The organism is Roseateles sp. GW821-FHT09G09, from assembly GCF_059415965.1.
This window is the reverse complement of sequence record NZ_JBWKOG010000009.1, coordinates 151,585-172,875: the sequence shown is the minus strand read 5'-3', so window position 1 is coordinate 172,875 and position 21,291 is coordinate 151,585. Positions and strand designations below refer to the sequence as shown.

Genomic DNA, 21,291 nt, shown 5'->3' with positions numbered 1-21,291 from the left:
GGCACATCGAGGGGCAATTCGGCGGACACTTCGGCGGGCATTTCGGCGGGCACTTCGACGGACTCAGCGCATCCACTTCACGGGCGCGGTCACGAGTTCGGGGAACGCGGTGAACATCACCAGGATCAGCGCATAGGTGATGAGGAACGGGTTCACGCCTTTGATGACCTGGTGCATCGACAGCCGGCCGACGCCGGCCACGACGTTGAGCACCGTGCCCACCGGCGGCGTGATCAGGCCGATGGCGCCGTTGAGCACGAACATCAGGCCGAAGTACACCGGGTCGATGCCGGCCTTGACGGCGATCGGCAGCATCACCGGGGCGAAGATCAGGATCGTCGGCGTCAGGTCCAGCGCGGTGCCGATGACGACGAGGATCAGCATCATCAGCGCCATCAGCAGCCGCGGCGAGTCGATCAGGCCGCCGAGCCAGCCGGTCAGCACGCCCGGCAGGTCGGCCAGTGTGATCATGTAGCTCGCGACCTGCGCGCCGGCGCACAGGAACATCACGATCGCCGTCGTCTTGGCCGCGCGCACGAGCACGCCGTGCAGGTCGCGCAGGCTCATCTCGCGGTGCACCGCGAAGCTGATCACCAGCGCGTAGAAGGCGGCCACGACGGCGGCCTCGGTGGGCGTGAACACGCCGGTCTTCATGCCGCCGATGATGATCAGCGGCATCAGCAGCGCGAAGAAGGCCTTGGCGGTGGCCTTGAGCCGGCCGGCCATCGGCATCGGCGTGCCCGGCGGCAGGTCGATCTTGCGCAACTGCAGCTTCCATGCGATCAGTAGCCCCAGGCCCATCACCAGGCCCGGCACGATGCCCGAGATGAAGAGCGCGGAGATCGAGGTGTTGGTCGTCACGCCGTAGATCACGAAGGGCATGGACGGCGGAATGATGGGCGCGATGATGCCGCCCGAGGCGATCAGGCCGGCGGACGTCGCCATCGGATAGCCGTGGCGCTGCATCATCGGCAGCAGGATGGTGGCGAGCGCGGCGGTGTCGGCCAGCGCCGAGCCGCTCATGCTGGCCATCAGCACGGCCGCGCCGATCGCGACGAAGCCCAGCCCGCCGCGGATGTGGCCGACCCAGGCCTGCGCCATCTCGATGATGCGCCGGCTGATGCCGCCGGCGTTCATCAACTCGCCGGCGAGGATGAAGAACGGGACGGCCAGCAGCGGGAAGCTGTCGATGCCGGCGACGAGGTTCTGCGCGAGCAGCTGGGTGTCCCAGAAGTCGAGCGCCCAGGCCATGCCGGCGCCGGTCAGCACCAGGGCGAAGGCCATCGGGATGCCCAGGCCCATCAGCAGCAGCATGCCGGCCGAGAAGACGATGAAGGCGAGTGCTTCGTTGCTCATGATCGATGCGCCCTGCCCTTATTCGACGTCCGACTCGTGGTCGAGATCGATCGGCTTGTTCCGGATCAACTCCCACACGGCCATGAGCGCGATCGCGCCGCAGGACAGCAGCGCGGGCAGCGGCAGCAAGGCGTTGGAATAACCCAGCACCACCGATCGGCTGTCCAGGCCGACGACGACCTGTTGCCACGCGCCCCACCCCACCAGTCCCGCCGCGCCGATCACGGCGATGCGGATCAGCGCGGTGATGGCGCGCAGCACGACGGGCTTCTTGCGCAGCGGCAGCAGCAGGCTGGTGAAGGCCATGTGCTCGCCCAGCGGATAGGCGGCGGTGGCGCCGATGAAGACCATCCAGACGAAGAGCAGGCGCGAGAGTTCCTCGCTGGCGTTGATGCCGCTGCCGAAGCCGTAGCGCAGCACGACGTTGATGAACACGGCGAGCGCCATCACGCCCAGGCACAGCGCCATCGCGGCTTCGCTGGCGGTCTGCAGGCGAGTGCGGCGCGGGGCCGCCGCCGAAGCCGCCGAGGCGGCGGGAGCATCCGATGTGGGGGGCGTCATGGTCCGGTCTCCGGGTTGTCGTTCGAGGTCAGCAGCGCGAGCGCCAGGTCGACCTGCGCGTGCAGCGCCAGCGCCGCGGGCACGGTGACGATCCCGGGCTCGCCGAGGGGCGATTCCAAGGTGGCGAACTGGCTGTCCACCAGCGTGGTCGAGAAGAAGTGCCGGTCGGCACGATCGGCGACGCGCTGGAGCGCAAGCGCGCGGTCGATGTCGATGAACACGAAGCGCAACGCCGGGCAGGCGCCGCGCAGGCGGTCGCGATAGGCGCGCTTGAGCGCGGAGCAACTGAGGACGACCGGCGACTGCTCGGCGAGCATCAGCCCGAGGCGCTCCAGCCAGCCCCAACGGTCCTCGTCGGTCAAGGCCTGACCCGCTTGCATCTTGGCGATCGAGGCCGGGGCATGGTGCGCGTCGCCTTCGATGAAGGGCCAGCCGAGGGCTTGGGCGAGCGCCTGTCCGACGCTGGTCTTGCCGCAGCCGGCGACGCCCATCACGACGATGGCGCGCGCAGGGATCGAGGCGGCGGGGACGGTCGGCGAAGTCATTGGATAGCGCTATCCCAAAGTCGGAAAAGAGACGGCGATCGGAGGATCCGGGGTCGCCGTCGAGCCCTCGTCGCACAGGCATGCAGACGGGATAGCGCTATCTTAGGTGGTGCATCGAAGCACCAGATCAGGGATTACGCTGGGTTTCGGACCGTGCGCACGCACGGTCCTGGGGTCGCACCGGGCTCCTCACCCAGGAGGACAGCGCTATCCTCCCCTCCATGAACGCGCCCTCCTCCAAACGCCGCCGGGCCACCGGCCGGGCCACGCTGCAGGACGTGGCCGCCGCCGCCGGCGTCAGCCCGATCACCGCCTCGCGCGCGCTGCGCGGCGAGCGCAGCGTGGCGGCCGAGCTGGTCGCGCGCGTCACCGCCGCCGTCGCGCAACTGGGCTACGTGCCGGATCCGGCGGCGCGCGCCTTGGCCTCCGCGCGGAGCAACCAGGTCGTGGTGCTCATCCCTCTGCTGTCGAACGCGCTGTTCGTGGACCTGCTCGACGCCGCCCAGCGCACGCTGCTGGCCGCCGGCTACCAGAGCCTGATCGGTGTCACGCACTACCACCCCGACGAGGAAGAGGCGCTGCTGCGCACCTACCTGATGAACCGCCCGGCCGGCCTGCTGGTCACCGGCTTCGACCGCACCGACGCGGCGCGCGCGCTGCTCCAGGGCAGCGGCGTGCCCTGCGTCCATGTCATGGAGAACCGTGCCGATGCCGGCCTGCATTCGGTCGGCTTCTCGCAGCAGGCGGCCGGCCATGCGATGACCGCCGAGCTGGTGCGGCGCGGCTACCGGCGCATCGCCTTCGCCGCGGCGCAGCTGGATCCGCGCACCCTGCAGCGCGCCGAGGGCTATCGCGCGGCACTGGGCGCCGCGCACGATCCGGCGCTGGAGTTCATGGACGCCGCGCCGTCGTCGCTGGCGCTGGGCGCGGCGATGTTCGAACGCGTGCTGCGCGAGGCGCCCGACGTCGATGCGATCTTCTTCAACAACGATGACCTGGCTCAAGGCGCGTTGCTGCAGGCGTTGCGCCAGGGCGTGAAGGTGCCGGAACGGGTGGCCGTCGTCGGCTTCAACGACCTGACCGGCGGCGACCAGATGCTGCCGCCCCTGAGCACCGTGCGCACGCCCAGACGCGAGATCGGCCTGGAGGCGGCGCGGATGCTCGTCGCGCTGATGCGCAACGAGGCGGTGCCCGAGGCCCGCATGGACCTCGGCTTCCAACTGGTGCTGAGAGCGAGCTGCTAGGCCTGCGAACGCCCTGCTAGACGCGGGGCAACGCCGGGCGCTCCCTCACGAGCAGGTCGGCGCGAGGCGCCCAGAACGCGCTGACGACGACGAGCCCGAAGGGATGCTGCGTCTCGAGCCGGATCGGCGGCAGTCCCCGCCGACCGCGGCCCTCCGCGACCAGCGGCATCAGCACCTGCTGGCCGGAGCGTGGTGCCAGATCGACCCAGCCGTTCCCGGCCGGCTTGGACTTCAGGCCGAGCGTCACCGCGATGTCCCAGCGCGATCGCGCCGTGGGGTTGGCCAGTTGGAGATCGACCATCACCTTGTCGCCCGCGAAGCACGGCAGCGGCGAGCCGCAGCGCAGTTCGAGGCCTCGGAGCGTCTGGGCACCTTCCCAGAGGCAGCCCAGCGCGCCGATCAGCAGCAGGCCGCCGAGCGATGCCGAGACGGGAGACGCCATCGTGACCCCGAGCATCAGCAGCGGCATCGCACAGGCGAGCATCGCGAAGAACAACGGCGTCGGCGCGAGGTGGAGGTCGCGCCAACGCAGGACGGTGTGGTCCTGGTTGCCGGACTCGAAGTCCGCATCGTTGGCGGCATTGTCGGCGGCACCAGCGGCGGCACCACCGGCGGCCGACGACACGGCCCGCCGCACGGCGACGGGCGTCGCCAGGCGAGTGCGCGAGGGCCGCTTCAGCGACTGCCTGAGCAGCAGTGGGATCGGCGGATGGGGAGGCGTGAGGGACACGGAGGGCGGCGGCAGAGCGCGTTGGAAACGATGCCGCTAATCTGCCTGCCCGCCTCGAAGCGGCCCATCCCCTCAACGAGTCATCCAGTTACCTGAACCAACTTATTGTTGCACTCTCAGTCCGCGATTCCGGGCATCGGCGTGACGGGCATCACGGGCGGCCGGTCATGGCCGTGGTCGTCGGCAGGACCGTCCGGGGTCGCGTCGGCATCGGCCGCCGAGAACACCTTGCGACCCCGCACCAGGTACGAATAGATCACCGGCACCACCACCAGCGTGAGGATCGTCGAGGTGATCACGCCGCCGATGATCGCGCGGCCCATCGGCGCCTGGATCTCGCCGCCCTCGTTGAGCGCGATCGCCATCGGCAGCATGCCGAACACCATCGCCGCCGTCGTCATGATGATCGGCCGCATCCGGATCAGGCCCGCCTGCAGCAGCGCCTCGGGCACCGACATGCTCTGGTCCTTGCGCAGGTGGTTGGTGAAGTCGACCAGCAGGATGGCGTTCTTGGTCACCAGGCCCATCAGCATCACCAGGCCGATCATCGAGAAGATGTTCAGCGTCGTCTTCCAGAGCAGCAACGCGATCATGACGCCGATCAAGGCCAGCGGCAGCGAGGCCATGATCGCGATCGGCTGCACGAAGCTGCCGAACTGGCTGGCCAGCACGATGTAGATGAAGATCAGCGCCAGGCCCATCGCGATCAGCAGGCCGTTGAAGGCTTCCGCCTGCTGCTTGCCGTCGCCGTCGACCATGAAGCTGATGCCCGGGGGCAGCTGCGTCTCCTTGATCAGCTTCTGCACGTCGGCGTTGACGTCGCCGCCCGGGCGGCCCTGCACGCCGGCGTACACCGCCTCCCGACGCTGCAGGTTCTGGCGGCGGATGACCTCCGGGTTGAACACCGGCTCGATCGTCGCGACCTGCTCCAGCGAAATGGGCGAGCCGTCCTTGGCGAAGGCCACCGGCAGGTTGCGCATCTGCTCGATGCTCTGGCGCTGCGCCTTGGGCAGGCGCAGCAGCACCTCGACCTGGTTGCCGTCGGGCGTGGTCCAGTAGGTGGCGATGTCGCCGTTGACGTACGCGCGCAGCGACGAGGCCACCTGCACCGCGTTCAGCCCCAGCTCGCGCACCGCGTTGTCGCGCAGCTTGACCGCGAAGGCCGGGAGGCCGGGCTTGACGGTGGTGTCCACGTCGACGGCGCCCTTGATCTTCTTGACCTTCTCGGCGAAGTCCTTGGCCACCTGCGTCAGCACTTCCGGATCGGAGCCGAGGATCGTCACCCACACCGGCCGGTTGAAACCGACGCTGACCTCGACGCCGGGAATGCGCGCGATCTCGCCGCGGATCGCGTCCTCGACCTCCGTCTGGCTGCGCTTGCGCAGCTTGCGATCGACCAGCGCGATGTCCAGGTTGGCCTGGTTGCGGCCGGTCGCCAGACCTTCGCCGCTGCTGCCGACGACGGTCGCGACGGTCTTGATCTCCGGGAAGGTCGCCAGGATCTCCTCGACCTGCCGGACCTTGGCCTCGCCGCGTTCCAGGCTGGTCGCCACCGGCATGCGCAGCGTCAGGTGGGTGAAGCCCTGGTCGATCTGCGGCTGGAACTCGCTGCCCACCGCCGGCACCAGCAGGATCGCCAGCACGAAGCTGCCGACGCCCGACCACGCGACGATGCCGCGCGGCGTGATCGTCGCCAGCCGCAGTCGGCGCGGCGACGCCTTCAAACGTTGCCCGTCGGCGCCGAACGGACGACCGAAGGCCGGCAGCGGGATGCGGAAGCGGCGCGGCGAGAACACCCAGCGCAGCGTCTTCTCGTAGACCGTGTGCAGCACGTCCATGCCGGCGTCGGTGGCGCGGATCAGGTGGCCGATGACCGGCACCTTCTTGATGTAGGTGCTCGGCGGATCGGGCCACACCGACGACAGCATCGGGTCCAGCGTGAAGCTCACGAACAGCGACACCAGCACCGCGACCGCGACGGTGATGCCGAACGGGTAGAAGAACTTGCCGACGATGCCGCCCATGAAGGCGACCGGCACGAACACCGCGCAGATCGCGAAGGTCGTGGCCATGACGGCCAGGCCGATCTCGTTGGTGCCGTCCTCGGCCGCGCGGTGGTGGTCCTTGCCCATGCCGACGTGGCGCACGATGTTCTCGCGCACGACGATCGCATCGTCGATCAGCAGCCCGATGCACAGGCTCAGCGCCATCATCGTCATGAAGTTCAGCGTGAAGCCGAAGGCGTAGATCGCGATGAAGCTGGAGATCACCGAGATCGGCAGCGTCAGCCCGGTGATGATGGTCGAGCGCCAGCTGTGCAGGAACAGGAACACGATGGCGATCGTCAGCAGCGCGCCTTCGATCAGCGTGTGGCGCAGGCCGTCGAGCGAGTGCTTCACGAAGTCGCTGTTGATGTAGACCAGGCGCAGCTCCATGTCCTTGGGCAGCGTCTTGCGCAGCTCCTCGATGGCGGCCTTCACCGCCTCGCCGGTCTGGACGATGTTGGCGTCCTGCTGCTTGAAGATGTTGAAGGTGACGGCCGGCTGGCCGTTGATGCGGGCGATGGAATCGAGCTCGCGCTCGCGCTCGCTGAGCGTGCCCAGGTCGCCGAGCGTCAGCGCCAGGTCGCCGCGGCGCGCCACGACGACGTTGACGAACTGCTTGGGGTCCTTCACCTTGCCCTCGACGCGCAGCATCGCGTCGTCGTAGCGGTTGGAGATCAGGCCCACCGGCGCGTCCGTGTTGGCCGCGTTCAGCGCGGTCGAGATCTCCGCCGGGGTGATGTTGTAGGCGCGCAGCCGGGTGGGGTCGAGGTCGATGCGGACCTCGCGCACGGCCATGCCGCCGATGTCCACCTTGGCCACGCCCTCGACGCGGCCCAGGCGCTTGGAGACGTTCAGGTCGGCCAGCATCGACAGCTCGCGCAGCGTGCGGTTCGGGCTCATCAGCGCGGCCACGATGATCGGCTGGGCGTTCTCGCCCTGGAAGCGCTGCACCATCGGCGGCTTCACCTCGCGCGGGAACTGCGCCTGCGCCATCGCGACGCGGTCGCGGATCTCCTGCATGCCGCGGTTCATGTCGGCGTTCAGCGAGAACTCGACCGAGGTCTGCACCCGGCCCTCGAAGCTGCGCGACTGCACGCGCTCCACGCCGGCGATGGTGTTGAGCGCCTCCTCCAGCGGCTTGGCCACTTCGCGCTCCACCGCCTCGGGCGAGGCGCCCGGGTACTGGATGTCGATCTGCGCGCCGGGGAAGGTGATGTCGGGCGACTGCTCGACGCCCAGCTTGGAATAGGCGACCAGCCCCAGCACGCACAGCGCGACCATGACCATGGTGGCGAAGACGGGGTTGCGGATCGAGACGCGGGTCATCCACATGGGAAGCTCCTCGGCGGAAATTGTTGTTGTGCTTGTGAAGCGTCGTGCCGGATGGCGTGCCGGGTGGCGTGCCGGGTGGCTTACTGAGCGGCGCTACCGCTCGCCGCGGCGCTCGCCACGCTGGCCTTCGGCGCGCGGATCTCGGCCCGTTCGCCTTCCTTGAGGTTGTCGAAGCGCGCCCCCAGCACCTGGGACTGCGGCGTCACGCCGGCGAGGATCTCGACGCGGCCCTCGCGCGGATCGCGGCGGCCGGTGGTCACGATGCGGCGCACCAGCGTGCCCTTCTCGATCAGCCAGACATGCTCCTGCCCGGACACCGCGCCGATCGCGGTCACCGGCACCGTCAGCCGCGGCTTGTCGTCGGCCAGCTCGACGCGGGCGACCGCGTACTGGCCGGCACGGAAACGCTCGCCGGGGTTGTCCAGCGACAGCGTCACGCCGATCGACCGCGTGCCGGGCTCGGCCGCCGGCGAGATGCGCGCGATGCGGGCCGTCACCGGATCGTCGACCCCCTCGATCCTCAGCTGCACCGTCATGCCGGGCGACAGCTTGCCGACCTCGTGCATGCCGACCAGACCGGCGAGTTCAAGCTTGGACAGGTCGACGATGGTCAGTACCGGCTGTTCGGCGGCCACCTTTTCGCCGGGCAGCGTGTGCCGCTTGGCCACGATGCCGTTGATCGGCGAGATCAGCGCGGCCTGGCGCAGCAGCACCTCGCTCGTGCCGAGTTGCGCCTTGGCGGACAGCATCTGCCCCTTGGCCGACTCGAGCTGGGCGCGGGAGTTGTCGAGCGCCGTGGGCGCGATGAAGTTCTGCGCCGCGAGGCCCTGGTTGGCCTTGTACTGGCGCTCGGACTGCTCGTACATGGCCTGCATGGCCTCGACGCTGGCGTTGCGTTCGGCGACCTTGTGGCGCAGTTCCTCCAGGTCCAGCTGACCCAGCGACTGGCCGGCGCTCACGCGGCTGCCTTCGGCGACGGCGAGCCGGTCCAGGCTGCCCGACGCCTTGGCGCGCACGATCACGGTGTTCGGCGCGACCAGCGGGCCCGAGAACTCGATGACGCCGGGCATCGGCGCCATGGCCGGCTTGACGATCTCGCCGGCCTGGAATTCCAGGGCCGGTTTGGCCTCGTCCTTCTTCGCGGCGGGAGCGCGGCTCCCGCTCGTGGCATACACGCCGGCGCCGACTGCGAGGACAGCCACCGCCACACCACCCAACCACCATTGCTTGCGCATGATCTCCCCCATCCGTCGACACGGGATCACCCAATTGATGATCCTTGAATGCGGCGGAGTGTAGGAATCCCCAAAATGATGCGACGGCCAGACGCGACGAATTGCAGATTGCGCGTCATGGCCTGCTCTTCTTCGGGACTGAAATTGCCGCGACGGGTGACGGATGGCCGCTCCGTCCGACGAAATGACACGGATGAGTCATTGACCCCGACCGGAAACGGACCGGAAACGGACGGGTTTCGCCCGAGGTGTCCTCTCTCGGGCTCGACGCATCGATAGGGATGGCCGGCCGTTGGCGCGTCAGTCGCCGCTCGGGCGATGACCGGCGATGGCGGGGATCGGCAGTTCGACATCCGCGCACTGCGCGCGGTCCATCAGCACGTGGTCGATGACGACCAGCGCCAGCATGGCCTCGGCGATCGGCGTCGCGCGGATGCCGACGCAGGGATCGTGGCGGCCGAAGGTCTCGACCGTGGTCGGTTCACCGGCGCGGTTGATCGACGCCTTGGGCGTGCGGATCGAGCTGGTGGGCTTGATCGCGATCGACACGCGCAGGTCCTGGCCGCTCGAGATGCCACCCAGCACGCCGCCGGCGTTGTTGCTGGCGAAACCGGCGGGCGTCAGCTCGTCGCCATGCTGGCTGCCGCGCTGACGCACGCTCTCGAAGCCGGCGCCGATCTCGACGCCCTTGACCGCATTGATGCCCATCATCGCGTAGGCGATGTCGGCGTCGAGCTTGTCGAACAGCGGCTGGCCCAGCCCGGCCGGCATGCCGGTGGCCTCGACCATCAGCCGCGCGCCGACGGAGTCCCCGTCCTTGCGCAGCGCGTCCATGTAGTCCTCGAGCGCCTGGATCTGCGACGTGTTGGCCGCGAAGAACGGGTTCTGGCCGACGTGTTCCCAGCCCTCGAAGGCCAGGTCGATCTCGCCGAGCGCGGTCATGCAGCCGCGGAAACCGACGCCGAGCTCCTGCTTCAGCCATTTGCGCGCGACCGCGCCGGCCGCGACCATGGGCGCGGTCAGACGCGCCGACGAGCGCCCGCCGCCGCGCGGATCGCGCAGGCCGTACTTGCGCCAGTAGGTGTAGTCGGCGTGGCCCGGCCGGAAGGTGTCCAGGATGTTCCCGTAGTCCTTGCTGCGCTGGTCCACGTTGCGGATCAGCAGGCAGATCGGCGTGCCGGTGGTCAGGCCTTCGTAGACGCCGGACAGGATCTCGACCTGGTCCGGCTCCTGGCGCTGCGTCACGTGACGCGAGGTGCCGGGACGGCGGCGGTCGAGCTCGGGCTGGATGTCCGCCACCGACAGCGCCAGCCCCGGCGGACAGCCGTCGATCACGCAGCCGATGGCCGGACCGTGGCTCTCGCCGAAGTTGGTGACGCGAAACAAGCTGCCGAAAGTGCTGCCGGACATCTGGGAACCTGCCGAGGCGGGAGAAACCGAAGCCATCGATTCTACGAGCGGCCCCTGCCCGCCCGACCCGTCATGCGCCCGACGCCGACCTCATTAAGCGGTCAACCCAGCACTCGGAGATCACGATGCGTCGGCGAGGGCACCGGCACCGACTTGAGCGCCGATTTGGGCGCCGACCTCGGCATCGACGTCAGCACCGACCTCAGCACCCATATCGCCGCTGACACCCGCATCGACGGCGGCTTCGCCTCGTGCGATGCGCGCCTGCGCGTCGGGGTCCCGCTCGAAGACCGCGATCGATTCGACGTGGGCCGTGTGCGGGAACATGTTCACCGCGCCCGCCTTCGTGCAGCGGTAGCCGGCCACGTGGACGAGCAGCCCCGCATCCCGCGCCAGCGTCGCCGGCGCGCAGGACACGTACACGATGCGCTCGGGCGGCGTCCAGCCGGGCGCCAGCGACGGGTCCTTGACCAGTTCCGCCAGCGCCTTGACCAGCGCGAAGGCGCCTTCGCGCGGCGGATCGATCAGCCAGCGGTCCGACACGCCGTCGGCGACCAACAGCTGCGGCGTCATCTCGAACAGGTTGCGGGCGACGAAGCTCGCCTTGTGATCCAGGCCGTTGCGCGCCGCGTTCTCGCGCGAGCGCTGCACCAGCGCCTCGCTGCCCTCGATGCCCAGCACCTCGCGCGCCTGCGTGGCCAGCGGCAGCGTGAAGTTGCCCAGGCCGCAGAACCAGTCGATGACGCGCTCGCCCGGCTGCACGGCCAGGAGCCGCAGCGCGCGCCCGACCAGCACTGTGTTGATGTGGTGATTGACCTGCGTGAAGTCGGTCGGCTTGAACGGCATCAGCACGCCGAACTCCGGCAGCGTGTAGGCCAGCTCAGGACCGCCCTCGTCAAGCAGATGCACCGTGTCCGGCCCCTTGGGCTGCAACCACCATTGCACGCCGTGCGCCGCGGCGAACGCGCGCAGCTTGAGCACGTCGCCCGCGCTCAGCGGTTCCAGGTGCCGCAGCACCAGCGCGATGACCTGCGTGCCGTCGGTGTCGCCGATGGCCAGCTCGATCTGGGGCAGCCGGTCGCGCGCGTCCATCGCGCCGACCAGTTCGCGCAGCGGCATCAGCATCGCGCTGATCTTCTCGGGCAGCACCTTGCAGACCTGCATGTCGGCGATGTAGCGGCTCTTGCGCTCATGGAAGCCGACCAGCACGTGGCCCTTCTTCGGCACGTAGCGCACCGACAGGCGCGCGCGATAGCGGTAGCCGGTGGCCGGGCCCTCGATCGGGCGCAGCAGGGCCTCGGCCCGGACCTTGCCGAGGTGCCAGAGGTTGTCTTCCAGCACCCGCTGCTTGACCGCCACCTGGGCGCCGGTGTGCAGATGCTGCATCTTGCAGCCGCCGCAGGCGCCCGGATGCAGGCCGAAGTGCGGACAGACGGGGCGCACGCGCTGCGAGCTCTCGCGGCGCATCGCCACCAGCGCGGCCTGTTCCCAGTTGTTCTTCTTGCGGCCGACGGCGACCTGGACTTCCTCGCCGGGCAAGGCGCCCTCGATGAACACCACCTTGCCTTCGCTGTTGTGGGCGACGCCCTGCGCTTCGAGGTCCAGCGAATCGACCTTCAGCCATTCCGATACATCAGTCATGGGGGCGCATTATCCCAGCGCCATGGAAGGACCTTGCCGGACCTGACGAGGGACTTGGCGCGGAACCTGGCCCGAGCGCCTCAGAAGATCGAATCGCGGCTGATGCCCTGCCGCATCATGTTGCGCTTGAGCTTGGCCAGCGCCTCGATCTGGATCTGACGGATGCGTTCCCGGGTCAGGCTGAGCCGCACGGCGAGGATGTCGAGCGTCTCCGGCTCGCGGTCGGCGAGGCCGTAGCGCCCGGCGAGCACCTCGCGCTCGCGGTCGCTGAGCGAGGCCAAGCCGCCCTTGAGCAGGTCCTCGAGTTCATGGCTCAGGCGATGGCCCGCCGGATCGATCGCCTGTTCGTCGGCGACGAGGTCCAGCATCGATTCGCCGCCTTCGCCGTTGCGGTCGACCGGCGAATCCAGCGAGCTGGGCAGCTCCGCGTACGCCAGCAGCTCGGCGATCTCGTGGACCGGCCGGCCCAGCGCCTGCGCCACGTCCTCGGCGCGCACGCCGCCTTCGCCGCCGCGCTGCGCCGCGACCGCCTCCAGCGCGCGGCGCGCCTTCAGCACCTGGTTGAGCTCACGCACGATGTGCACCGGCAGTCGCACCAGGCGGGCCTGATGCATCAGCGCGCGCTCCACCGCCTGGCGGATCCACCAGCTGGCATAGGTCGAGAAACGGAAACCGCGTTCGGGCTCGAACTTGCCGATCGCGTGCATCAGGCCGAGGTTGCCTTCCTCGATGAGGTCGCTCATCGGCAGGCCGCGCCCCAGGTAGTTCTTGGCAATGCTGACGACCAGGCGCAGGTTGTGCTCGATCATCGCCTGCCGCGCCTCGAAGTCGCCGGCGCGCGCCTTCACGGCAGTGTCGTACTCTTCCTGCGGCGTCAGCAGCGGCGTGCGCCGAATGTCGCGCAAGTAGGCCTGCAGGGCGTTGGTGGCGTCGCCGTCGGCGGGACCGAGGTCGCCCTTGCCCGGCTTCGCCTTGGCCTTGCCGTCTTCCGACTCGACGCTGCGCAGGACGCGCACCTCGTCGTCATCGTCGGTGACGGCCTCGGCCGCGCCCGGCGCGTCGGGGTCGTCGCCGTGATCGCGCGCAGCGTGTTCGCGCTCGCCATCTTGGTGATCGTCGCCGTCCTGGTGATCATGACCGTCGCGGCCGTCGCGGCCGTCGTCGTGACCGGCAGGCTGTCCGCCGTCATGTCCCCCCTCGTGCCCGGCATCCTGCGCGGCATCACCTGCCCCCTCCTGCCCCGCATCGTGGCCGTCGGCGGCGAGTTCGGGCGGCAGTTTGAAGCGGCCGGGATGGACGGGTCGATCCAGGCCATCGGGCAGAAGTCCGTCAGTCGTAGAGGCGCGATGCAATGTCATGTTGCGGCGCCTCCTTGAGCGCCTCTAGCGCGCGGGCAACAACTTGGACGGATCGATCGGCTTGCCCTGCTTGCGCACCTCGAAGTGCAACTTCACCGAATCCGCGTCACTGCTACCCATCTCGGCGATCTTCTGGCCCTTGCGCACCACCTGGTCTTCCTTCACCAGCAATGTCTGGTTGTGCGCGTAAGCCGTCAGATAGTTCGTGCTGTGCTTGATGATGATCATGTTGCCGTATCCGCGCAACCCCGCGCCCGCATACATCACGCGGCCATCGGCGGCGGCGAAGACCGGATCGCCGGCCTTGCCGGAGAAGGCCATGCCCTTGTTGCGGACCTCGTCGAAGCCGGCCGCCACGGCGCCGGACGCGGGCCAGCCCCAGCTGATGTCGTCGTCGTCCTTGGCGGCCAGGGGCACGCTCGGGGCCGGAGTGGCGCCGGCCGGCGCCGACGCGGCGGCGGCGGTCGTCGTCGCCGGAGCCGGGGACTTGCCATCCAGCGGACGCGTCTCCACCTTGGAGGTCGCCAATGGTCTGGTCGTGGCCGCGTTCGGGTCGAGGCCCGGCGGCACCACGCGCAAGACCTGACCCACCTCGATCAGGTTGGGGTTGTCCATGCCGTTCCAGCGCGCCACGTCCTTCCAGCCCTGGCCGTTGTCCATGGCGATGCGGATCAGCGTGTCGCCGGGCTTGACGGTGTAGTAGCCGGGTTTGCCGGCGTTCTCGGCGCCGGGCAGCGGTTTCGATTCCGGGGCCGGCGTGACGGCCGTGCCAGGAATGGCCGGCGCGCTCGCCTTGCCGACGGGGCGATCCTCCACCGGCGCGCGGTGCGGGGTGTTCTGGCAGCCGGAGAGCGCGAGCACCGCCGCGGTGACCCAAAGCAGCGGGGAACGGAAGAGTGGTTGCATGCGCGAAGTTGTCATTTGGAAAGCCGAAGCGCGGGGCGGAATGGGACGCAGGCGGGAGGCAAGCGGGAGGCCGGCGCGCTACAGGACCCCTGATTTTAGGGGCACGAACAGGACGGCCTCATGCAGGCTGCGCAGGAAACGCGAGCCCGCGGCGTCGCGGACATGATCGATCAGGACCAGGACTTGCCCCCGGCCGCTGGGCGCGGTCATCGGCGCGACCAGCCGGCCGCCGGGCGCGAGCTGGTCCAGCCAGGCCTGCGGGATGTCGTCGCCGCCGGCGGCGGAGATGATGCTGTCGTAGGGGGCCGACGGCCGATGGCCCAGCATGCCGTCGCCATAGACCAGCCGGACCTGGTGATGCCCCACCAGATTCGCGCGCGCCTTGTCGTGCAGCGGCTTGAGCCGCTCGATCGAGACGACCTGTTTGGCCAGTTGCATCAGCAGCGCCGCCTGGTAGCCGCAGCCGGTGCCGATCTCGAGCACCTTGCCCAGATGGCCGCGCTGGCGCGCGCCGGGCGCGTCCAGCATCAAGGCCATCATCCGGCCGACGACGGACGGCTTGGAGATGGTCTGCCCGTGGCCGATCGGCAGGCTGGTGTCCTCGTAGGCCTGCGTGGCGAGCGCCGAGTCGACGAAATGATGGCGGTGCACCGTGTTCAGCGCCTGCAGCACGCGCTCGTCGCTCAAGCCCTCGCGACGCAGGCGGTCGACCATGCGCTGGCGCACGCCGGCCGAATCGAGGCCCAGCCCGCTCGGCGTCGACTGCCGCGCCTTGAGGGCGGCGGCCTGCTGCCAATGGCCTTGCGGCTTGAGCGGCTCGCGCGCCTCGGCGGCCGCGGCGGCGCCGGGCGCGCCGGGTCGCGCAGGTCCGAGCTTGTCCAGCGACAGCGGAAAACGCTTGGGCCGGGGCGGCAGCGAGGTCATGGACGGCCGTCGGTCTGCAGTTGCTGGCGCCAGTGGCCCAGCGTGGCGTGCTCGGTGAGGTCGACCTGCAGCGGCGTGACCGACACGGCGCCGTTGGCGGTCGCGTGGAAGTCGGTGCCCTCGCCCGCTTCGCGCTCGGCGCCGGCGGGGCCGATCCAGTAGATCATGTCGCCGCGCGGGCTGCGCTGCTGGATGGTGGCTTCGCTGGCGTGGCGGCGACCCAGGCGCGTGATGCGGCGCGGCAGCGCGGCGGCGTCGGCGCGGTTCGGGATGTTGACGCTCAGCAGGAAGGCCTTGTCGAGCCCGCCGGCGATGACGTCCTGGATCAGCGTCCGCATCACGGCCGTGGCGGCGTCCAGGTGACCCCAGCCCTTCTCGACCTGCGAGAACGCGATGGAGGGCACGCCGAAGAGGTAGCCCTCGGTCGCCGCGGCGACGGTGCCCGAATAGAGCGTGTCGTCGCCCATGTTGGCGCCGTTGTTGATCCCGGACAGCACCAGGTCGGGCTTGTAGTCCAGCAGCCCGGTCAGGGCCAGGTGGACGCAGTCCGACGGCGTGCCGTTGACATAGCGGTAGCCGTTGGAGGCGGTGTAGACCGACAGCGGCCGGTGCAGCGTGAGCGAGTTGGACGTGCCGCTGGCGTTCTGCTCGGGGGCGATGACTTCCACCGTGCCGAGCCCTTCGCAGGCGCGGACCAGGGCGGCGAGTCCGGGGGCCAGGTAGCCGTCGTCGTTGGCGATGAGGATGCGCATGGGCGGCATTGTAGGCAGGCCGTCACCCCGGCGACGCGAGGGTCCACCCGTGCTGCCTATCATGCGCCCGGCGACCCCGCGGCGGGTCCCGCCCTATCGGAACGAGGAGACGAGACATGAAGGCATGGCTGTGCGAGAACCCGGTCGGCGTCGAGGCGCTGCAGTGGAAGGAACTGCCCTCCCCGCAGCCCGGCCCGGGCCAGCTGAAGGTGGCGATCAAGGCGGCGAGCCTGAACTTCCCCGACCTGCTGATCGTCCAGAACAAGTACCAGATGAAGCCGCCGCTGCCCTTCGTGCCGGGCACCGAGTTCGCGGGCATCGTCGAGGCGGTCGGCGACGGCGTGACCGGTTTCAAGCCCGGCGACGCGGTGGCGGCGTTCACCGGCACCGGCGGCTTCGGCACCGAGGCGCTGGTTCCCGCCGCGCTGGCCTTGCCGCTGCCGCCCGGTTTCCCGTTCGAGGACGCGGCCGCCTTCATCTGCACCTATGCCACCAGCCACCATGCGCTGATCGACCGCGGCGCGCTCCAGCCCGGCGAGACGGTGCTGATCCTGGGCGCGGCGGGCGGCGTCGGCACGGCGGCGATCCAGATCGCGAAGGCGGCCGGGGCGCGGGTGATCGCCGCGGCCTCGTCGGACGAGAAGTGCGCGCGTTGCCGCGAGATCGGCGCCGATGCCACGATCAACTATGCGACCGGCTCGCTGCGCGACGAGATCAAGGTCCTGACGGAAGGCAAGGGTCCGGACATCATCTACGACCCGGTCGGCGGCGACCTGGCCGAGGCGGCCTTCCGCTCGATCGGCTGGCGCGGGCGCTACCTGGTGGTCGGTTTCGCCCAGGGCAGCATCCCGGCGCTGCCGCTGAACCTGGCGCTGCTCAAGGGGGCGTCGCTGGTGGGTGTCTTCTGGGGAGAGTTCGCGAAGCGCGAACCCAAGCGCAACGCCGCGATGATGATGGCGCTGGCCCAGTGGTACGCGGCGGGCAAGATCCGCCCGGTGATCGACCAGGTCTTGCCCATGGAACAGCTCCCGCAGGCTTTCGCGCGCATGGCGTCGCGGCAGGTGGTGGGCAAGCTGGTGGTGGTCAACGGCTGAGCCCTGCGCCGGCCGCCGCCGACACCCTGTTTCACGGGGCATGCAAGCCCGGGGGGCGCTGCTAGGATGCGGCCAGCTATCGCTCCCCACACCATGGCCGTCAAAGTTCTCATCGTCGAAGACAACCCCGTCGCCCGCAGCTTCCTGTGCCGCGTGGTGCGTGAAAGCTTCAGCGACGGCATGGAGATCACCGAGGCGGGCGACCTGGAAGGCGCCCGCCGGAATCTGGCCAAGGTGGAGGCCGAGTCGCCCGCCACCGGCTACAAGCTGATCCTGATCGACCTGGAGCTGCCGGACGGCAACGGCATGGAGTTCCTCGGGGAGCTGGCCGGCCGGCCGGCGGTCAAGATCGTCACCACGCTGTATTCGGACGACGACCACCTCTTCCCCGCCCTGCAGCGCGGCGCCGACGGCTACCTGCTGAAGGAAGACCGCTTCGAGGTGCTGGTGGAAGAGCTGCAGCGCATCGTGCGCGGCCAGCCGCCGCTGTCGCCAGCGATCGCGCGGCGCCTGCTGTCGCACTTCCGTCCGGGTTCGACCGGCGATTCGGGTCCGATGGGACTGAACTCCGGCTTCGGCAGCCTGACCTCGTCGGCCACGCCCAGCACGCGCGGCGTCACGCTGGATCCGGTGCCCGAATGGGAACGCCTGACCCCGCGCGAGAACGAGGTGCTGACCTACCTCAGCAAGGGTTTCACGATCAAGGAGATCGCGAACCTGATGGGCATCAAGTGGTTCACCGTCAACGACCACATCAAGAGCATCTACAAGAAGCTCAATGTCTCGAGCCGCGCGGAAGCGGCCGTCCTGGCGTCCAAGCAGGGCCTGGTCTGACTGCATAGGGCGCGGGCCCTCACCCCTGCCCTCTCCCGCAAGCGGGAGAGGGAGTCCGACTGGTGGATCACCACCGGTATCCCGCCTTCGCGTAGTACTGGCGCCCGTTCGCGCCGAACGGCGAGAACTGGTTGTAGGCCAGGATGCCGCCGATGGCGTTCGCCGTGATCACCCGATCGGGATAGCGGTTGGTGACGTTGTCGACACCGGCGCTGAGCGACCAGGCGCCCTGCTCCCACCCCGCCGACAGATCGAGCAGCCAGGCCGGACCGAAGGTCTGGTCGTTGGCCGCGTTGGACTGCCGGATCACGAAGCTGCCGTAGCGGCTCGCCGCCGCGCGGCCGATCCAGGGCCCCCAGCGATGCTCGGCGCCGAGCACCAGCTTGTCCTTCGGCGACCCGATCGTGGCGCGCGCCAGCGAGACGCGGTCGATCAGCTCCAGGTTGTTGGCCGTCAGGATCGCCGGGTTCTCGTCGACATGCCGGATCGAGTTCTTGTTGTGGTTGTACGCGACGGTGTACTGGCCGCGACCCGCGCCGCCCCAGTCCTGCTGCCAGGTGCTCACGATGTCCACGCCGCGCGTGCGCGTGTCCAGCGCGTTGGTGAAGTAGCGCCCCGCGCTGACCAGCACGCCCTGCGCCGCCAACTGGTTGCGCAGCGCGACGGGCAGCGTCAGGTTGGCCGACAGCAGGACGCGGTCGTCGATGTCGATCTGGTAGACGTCGACCGTCGTCTGCCACTGCGCCAGCGGCTGCAGCAGCAGGCCCAGGCTCAGGTTGCGCGACTTCTCCGCCTTCAGCGGCTTGGCGCCGAGCGCCGCCGCCGGCGCCGACTCCACCGGGAGGGTGCCGGCATCGACCAGCGCGCCGTTGATCAGGTTGGTCGAGGTGGTGGCGAAGTACTGCTGCGCCAGCGACGGCGCGCGGAAGCCCGTCGACACGGTGCCGCGCAGTGCCACGGCCGGCGACCACGCGTAGCGGCCGGACAGCTTCGCCGAGGTCGCGCTGCCGAAGTCGTTGTAGTGCTCGGCCCGCAGGGCGGCCGAGGCGCTGAAGGCTTTCGTCACCTGACCCTCGAGGCTCGCATAGGCGGCGACGTCGTGACGCGAGTGCGCGCCGGCGTTGCTCGGCTGGAAGCCGGGGAAGCCGGAGGCGCCGCCGCTCTGGTAGGACGCGGGTTCGCCGGCGTCGATCTCATAGCGCTCGCGGCGGGCTTCGGCGCCGAGCGCCAAGGTCCACGGCGCCGCGAGTCCGATGTCCACGTCCCGCGACAGGTCCAGGTTCAGCACCGTCTGCTGGTTGCTGAGGCGACCGGCGTCGAAGCGCGTCGGGCTCGCGTTGCCGAGCGAGTAGTTGGCCGTGTTGGCCACATCGATGTCGAAGCGGTTGCGGCCGTGGTTGACGCTCGCGTCCCAGGACCAGCCGGCGAATTCGCCGCGCAGGCCGGCGACGATGCCGGTGTCGACGGTGGTGCTCTGCTCCAGCGGCAGGAAGCCCTCGGGATACAAGCCCGCGACGTTGTTGGCCACGGCAGTCGCGCGGGTGCGCCAGAACGCGGCGGAGACGGTGTCCCGATGGCTGAGGGTGGCGACGGCGTAAGCCTGCAGGCTGCCGGTCAACGCGATCGCCGCATTGATCACGGCCGACTGCTGATGGCTGTCCGGATCGCCCAGGCGGTTGTTGACCTGCCCGAAGCGGGGTTCGGTCGCCGCCTCGCGCGTGTCGACGCCGGCGCGGTTGGTGCGCTGCTGGTGACGGTTCTCCAGCGCGAAGCGCACCCAGCCGTCCTGGCCGAGCGCGAAACCGGCGCTGGCCGACTCGGTATGACGGAAGCCGTCGCCGGAATCGGTCTGTCCGACCTCGGCGTTGACGCCGCCGCCCTTGGCGCCCTTCTTCAGCACGATGTTGATCACGCCGGCGATCGCATCGGAGCCGTACTGCGCCGCGGCGCCGTCGCGCAGGACCTCGACGCGTTCGATGGCCGCGAAGGGGATCGTGTTCAGGTCCACCGGCGCCGAGCCGCGGCCCTGCGTGCCGTTGATGTTGACGACGGCGGTGGTGTGGCGGCGCTTGCCGTCGATCAGCACCAGGGTCTGGTCCGGCGAGAGGCCGCGCAGCTGGGCGGGCCGCACGGCGTCGGAGGCGTCGGTCAGCGACGGTCGCGGGAAGTTCAGCGACGGCAGCAGTTGGCCGAGCGCGGTCGCAAGTTCGGAGGTGCCGGTGCGTTGCAGGTCGGCGACGCTGAGGACGTCGACGGGGGATTCGGACTCCGCGACCGTCCGGTTCACGCGACGGGTGCCGGTGACGACGACCTGCTGGAGCTGATCGCCGGAGGCGGCCGACGGCGGTGCCGTCTGCGTTTGAGTCTGAGCCTGCACAGCGGGCGCAAGGCTGGCAATGGCGGCGAGCGCCACGGCGCTCAGCGGGATTCCGGAGATCAGCGGGCGGAAGGACGAACGACGGGGCAAGCGAGGAGACATGGGGACTTTCGGGGATTCATCAGTCACGACAAGCCCATAGCCTGCGGGCGTTGGCGTGCCCGGCCAACGAAGCTACGCGCACATGCTCATGCGAAGGTCGAGGTCGACAACGCCCCGCTGGCTCAAGGCGCCTCGGCGTCCGGATCGAGCAACGGTTCTTGAGAGGCGTCGTGACGTGGGTGCCTATCGGCGGCTATCGCCCGAATCGCCATGATCGCCCTGATCGCCCCACTGCGGATTGATCAGCGCGAAGGTCTCGTGATCGCGCCAGGCGCCGTCGATGAACAGGTAGCGCGGACTGAAGCCTTCGCGCTGGAAGCCAAGACGCTCCAGCACGCGCCGGCTGCGCGCATTCTCCGGCCTCACCGACGCTTGCAGGCGATGCAGCGACACCGCCGGCGCGAAGGCCTCGTCGATCAGGTGCTTCAGCGCCTCCTGCATCAGCCCGCCGCCGACGCAGTCCTCGTCCAGGCTGTAGCCCAGCATCGCGCTCTGGAACACGCCGCGCGAGACGTCCGACACCGCGCAGACGCCGATCACACGGTCCGGCGCATCCGCCAGCGACAGCCAGTAGCGCCAGATCGTGCCCGCGTCGAAGGCCGCTTCCTCACGGGCCAGACGGGCCCGCGTGACGGCCGGTTCCCAATGATCGGCCGGCCGCGTCGGATCCCATTGGGCGAAGTGCGCGACGTTGCGCGACTGGTAGTCGATCGTCGCCTCGGCCAGCGCGGGCGTGGAGGCCCGCATCAGCAGGCGCTCGGTGCGCAGCAGCTTGAGAGGTGATCCAGGACGGTAACCGGCCGGAGAGTCGTCAGGGGGAGCAGGCATGGCGCCACTGTAGTCGT

At 69.5% G+C, this 21,291-nt stretch carries 17 protein-coding genes; 3 read left to right on the top strand and 14 right to left on the bottom strand.

The features are described 5' to 3' along the window. Positions 1-63: 63 nt before the first annotated feature. The 3 genes from AC07O8_RS23075 to AC07O8_RS23065 are packed head-to-tail and all read right to left on the bottom strand — an operon-like array spanning position 64 to position 2,408. Positions 64-1,356: a TRAP transporter large permease gene (locus AC07O8_RS23075; protein WP_495050271.1), complete on the bottom strand. Its 1,293-nt coding sequence runs from the start codon at positions 1,354-1,356 to the stop codon at positions 64-66. Between the two features lie 18 nt (positions 1,357-1,374). Beyond that, the gene (locus AC07O8_RS23070; protein WP_495050270.1) at positions 1,375-1,917 is read right to left on the bottom strand and encodes a TRAP transporter small permease; all 543 of its coding nucleotides are present in this window, start codon (positions 1,915-1,917) and stop codon (positions 1,375-1,377) included. Beyond that, positions 1,914-2,408, bottom strand: coding sequence for a gluconokinase (locus AC07O8_RS23065; RefSeq protein ID WP_495050333.1), 495 nt, complete (start codon positions 2,406-2,408; stop codon positions 1,914-1,916). Before AC07O8_RS23065 ends, AC07O8_RS23070 begins: the two co-directional genes overlap by 4 nt. A gap of 275 nt (positions 2,409-2,683) precedes the next feature. On the opposite strand from AC07O8_RS23065, the gene gntR reads away from it, so the two are divergent. After that, a complete protein-coding gene (gene gntR / locus AC07O8_RS23060; RefSeq protein WP_495050269.1) occupies positions 2,684-3,706 on the top strand; it encodes an HTH-type transcriptional regulator GntR in 1,023 nt (340 codons plus the stop codon). Positions 3,707-3,722: 16 nt separating this feature from the next. Here the strand turns inward: gntR and AC07O8_RS23055 are convergent, their stop codons facing one another. The 9 genes from AC07O8_RS23055 to surE form a co-directional block, all read right to left on the bottom strand. Then, positions 3,723-4,436 (bottom strand): hypothetical protein, encoded by a 714-nt coding sequence (locus tag AC07O8_RS23055; RefSeq protein ID WP_495050268.1) that lies wholly within the window; start codon positions 4,434-4,436, stop codon positions 3,723-3,725. 116 nt (positions 4,437-4,552) lie between these two features. After that, the gene (locus AC07O8_RS23050) at positions 4,553-7,813 is read right to left on the bottom strand and encodes an efflux RND transporter permease subunit (protein ID WP_495050267.1); all 3,261 of its coding nucleotides are present in this window, start codon (positions 7,811-7,813) and stop codon (positions 4,553-4,555) included. Positions 7,814-7,893: 80 nt separating this feature from the next. After that, complete coding sequence (locus AC07O8_RS23045; RefSeq protein WP_495050266.1) at positions 7,894-9,048, bottom strand: efflux RND transporter periplasmic adaptor subunit; 1,155 nt, start codon at positions 9,046-9,048, stop codon at positions 7,894-7,896. Between the two features lie 300 nt (positions 9,049-9,348). After that, a complete protein-coding gene (gene aroC, locus AC07O8_RS23040; RefSeq protein WP_495050265.1) occupies positions 9,349-10,458 on the bottom strand; it encodes a chorismate synthase in 1,110 nt (369 codons plus the stop codon). 120 nt (positions 10,459-10,578) lie between these two features. Beyond that, positions 10,579-12,099, bottom strand: coding sequence for a 23S rRNA (uracil(1939)-C(5))-methyltransferase RlmD (gene rlmD / locus AC07O8_RS23035; protein WP_495050264.1), 1,521 nt, complete (start codon positions 12,097-12,099; stop codon positions 10,579-10,581). A gap of 80 nt (positions 12,100-12,179) precedes the next feature. Beyond that, positions 12,180-13,106, bottom strand: coding sequence for an RNA polymerase sigma factor RpoS (rpoS, locus tag AC07O8_RS23030; protein ID WP_495050332.1), 927 nt, complete (start codon positions 13,104-13,106; stop codon positions 12,180-12,182). Between the two features lie 375 nt (positions 13,107-13,481). Next, positions 13,482-14,363, bottom strand: coding sequence for a peptidoglycan DD-metalloendopeptidase family protein (locus AC07O8_RS23025; protein WP_495050263.1), 882 nt, complete (start codon positions 14,361-14,363; stop codon positions 13,482-13,484). A gap of 78 nt (positions 14,364-14,441) precedes the next feature. Further along, complete coding sequence (locus AC07O8_RS23020; protein ID WP_495050262.1) at positions 14,442-15,287, bottom strand: protein-L-isoaspartate(D-aspartate) O-methyltransferase; 846 nt, start codon at positions 15,285-15,287, stop codon at positions 14,442-14,444. After that, positions 15,284-16,039, bottom strand: a complete 756-nt coding sequence (gene surE / locus AC07O8_RS23015; protein ID WP_495050261.1) for a 5'/3'-nucleotidase SurE — start codon at positions 16,037-16,039, stop codon at positions 15,284-15,286. The genes AC07O8_RS23020 and surE overlap by 4 nt, the downstream gene beginning before the upstream one ends. A 116-nt stretch (positions 16,040-16,155) precedes the next feature. Here surE and AC07O8_RS23010 point away from each other — a divergent pair, with 116 nt between their 5' ends. Then, a complete protein-coding gene (locus tag AC07O8_RS23010; RefSeq protein WP_495050260.1) occupies positions 16,156-17,133 on the top strand; it encodes an NADPH:quinone oxidoreductase family protein in 978 nt (325 codons plus the stop codon). A gap of 93 nt (positions 17,134-17,226) precedes the next feature. Then, positions 17,227-17,967, top strand: a complete 741-nt coding sequence (locus AC07O8_RS23005; protein ID WP_297524854.1) for a LuxR C-terminal-related transcriptional regulator — start codon at positions 17,227-17,229, stop codon at positions 17,965-17,967. A gap of 67 nt (positions 17,968-18,034) precedes the next feature. On the opposite strand, the gene AC07O8_RS23000 is transcribed toward AC07O8_RS23005, so the two are convergent. Further along, on the bottom strand, positions 18,035-20,446 hold the full coding sequence (locus AC07O8_RS23000) for a TonB-dependent receptor plug domain-containing protein (protein ID WP_495050259.1): 2,412 nt from the start codon (positions 20,444-20,446) through the stop codon (positions 18,035-18,037). Positions 20,447-20,629: 183 nt separating this feature from the next. Continuing rightward, entirely contained in the window at positions 20,630-21,274 is a 645-nt protein-coding gene (locus AC07O8_RS22995) for a GNAT family N-acetyltransferase (protein ID WP_495050258.1), read from the bottom strand. Between the last annotated feature and the right edge of the window lie 17 nt (positions 21,275-21,291).

Bases quoted from the DNA above. Each gene is read 5' to 3' on its own strand.
- AC07O8_RS23075 (WP_495050271.1), bottom strand. From the start codon at position 1,356: ATGAGCAACGAAGCACTCGCCTTCATCGTCTTCTCGGCCGGCATGCTG.
- AC07O8_RS23070 (WP_495050270.1), bottom strand. From the start codon at position 1,917: ATGACGCCCCCCACATCGGATGCTCCCGCCGCCTCGGCGGCTTCGGCG.
- AC07O8_RS23065 (WP_495050333.1), bottom strand. From the start codon at position 2,408: ATGGGCGTCGCCGGCTGCGGCAAGACCAGCGTCGGACAGGCGCTCGCC.
- gntR (WP_495050269.1), top strand. From the start codon at position 2,684: ATGAACGCGCCCTCCTCCAAACGCCGCCGGGCCACCGGCCGGGCCACG.
- AC07O8_RS23050 (WP_495050267.1), bottom strand. From the start codon at position 7,813: ATGTGGATGACCCGCGTCTCGATCCGCAACCCCGTCTTCGCCACCATG.
- AC07O8_RS23045 (WP_495050266.1), bottom strand. From the start codon at position 9,048: ATGCGCAAGCAATGGTGGTTGGGTGGTGTGGCGGTGGCTGTCCTCGCA.
- aroC (WP_495050265.1), bottom strand. From the start codon at position 10,458: ATGTCCGGCAGCACTTTCGGCAGCTTGTTTCGCGTCACCAACTTCGGC.
- rlmD (WP_495050264.1), bottom strand. From the start codon at position 12,099: ATGACTGATGTATCGGAATGGCTGAAGGTCGATTCGCTGGACCTCGAA.
- AC07O8_RS23025 (WP_495050263.1), bottom strand. From the start codon at position 14,363: ATGCAACCACTCTTCCGTTCCCCGCTGCTTTGGGTCACCGCGGCGGTG.
- AC07O8_RS23020 (WP_495050262.1), bottom strand. From the start codon at position 15,287: ATGACCTCGCTGCCGCCCCGGCCCAAGCGTTTTCCGCTGTCGCTGGAC.
- surE (WP_495050261.1), bottom strand. From the start codon at position 16,039: ATGCGCATCCTCATCGCCAACGACGACGGCTACCTGGCCCCCGGACTC.
- AC07O8_RS23010 (WP_495050260.1), top strand. From the start codon at position 16,156: ATGAAGGCATGGCTGTGCGAGAACCCGGTCGGCGTCGAGGCGCTGCAG.
- AC07O8_RS23005 (WP_297524854.1), top strand. From the start codon at position 17,227: ATGGCCGTCAAAGTTCTCATCGTCGAAGACAACCCCGTCGCCCGCAGC.
- AC07O8_RS23000 (WP_495050259.1), bottom strand. From the start codon at position 20,446: ATGTCTCCTCGCTTGCCCCGTCGTTCGTCCTTCCGCCCGCTGATCTCC.
- AC07O8_RS22995 (WP_495050258.1), bottom strand. From the start codon at position 21,274: ATGCCTGCTCCCCCTGACGACTCTCCGGCCGGTTACCGTCCTGGATCA.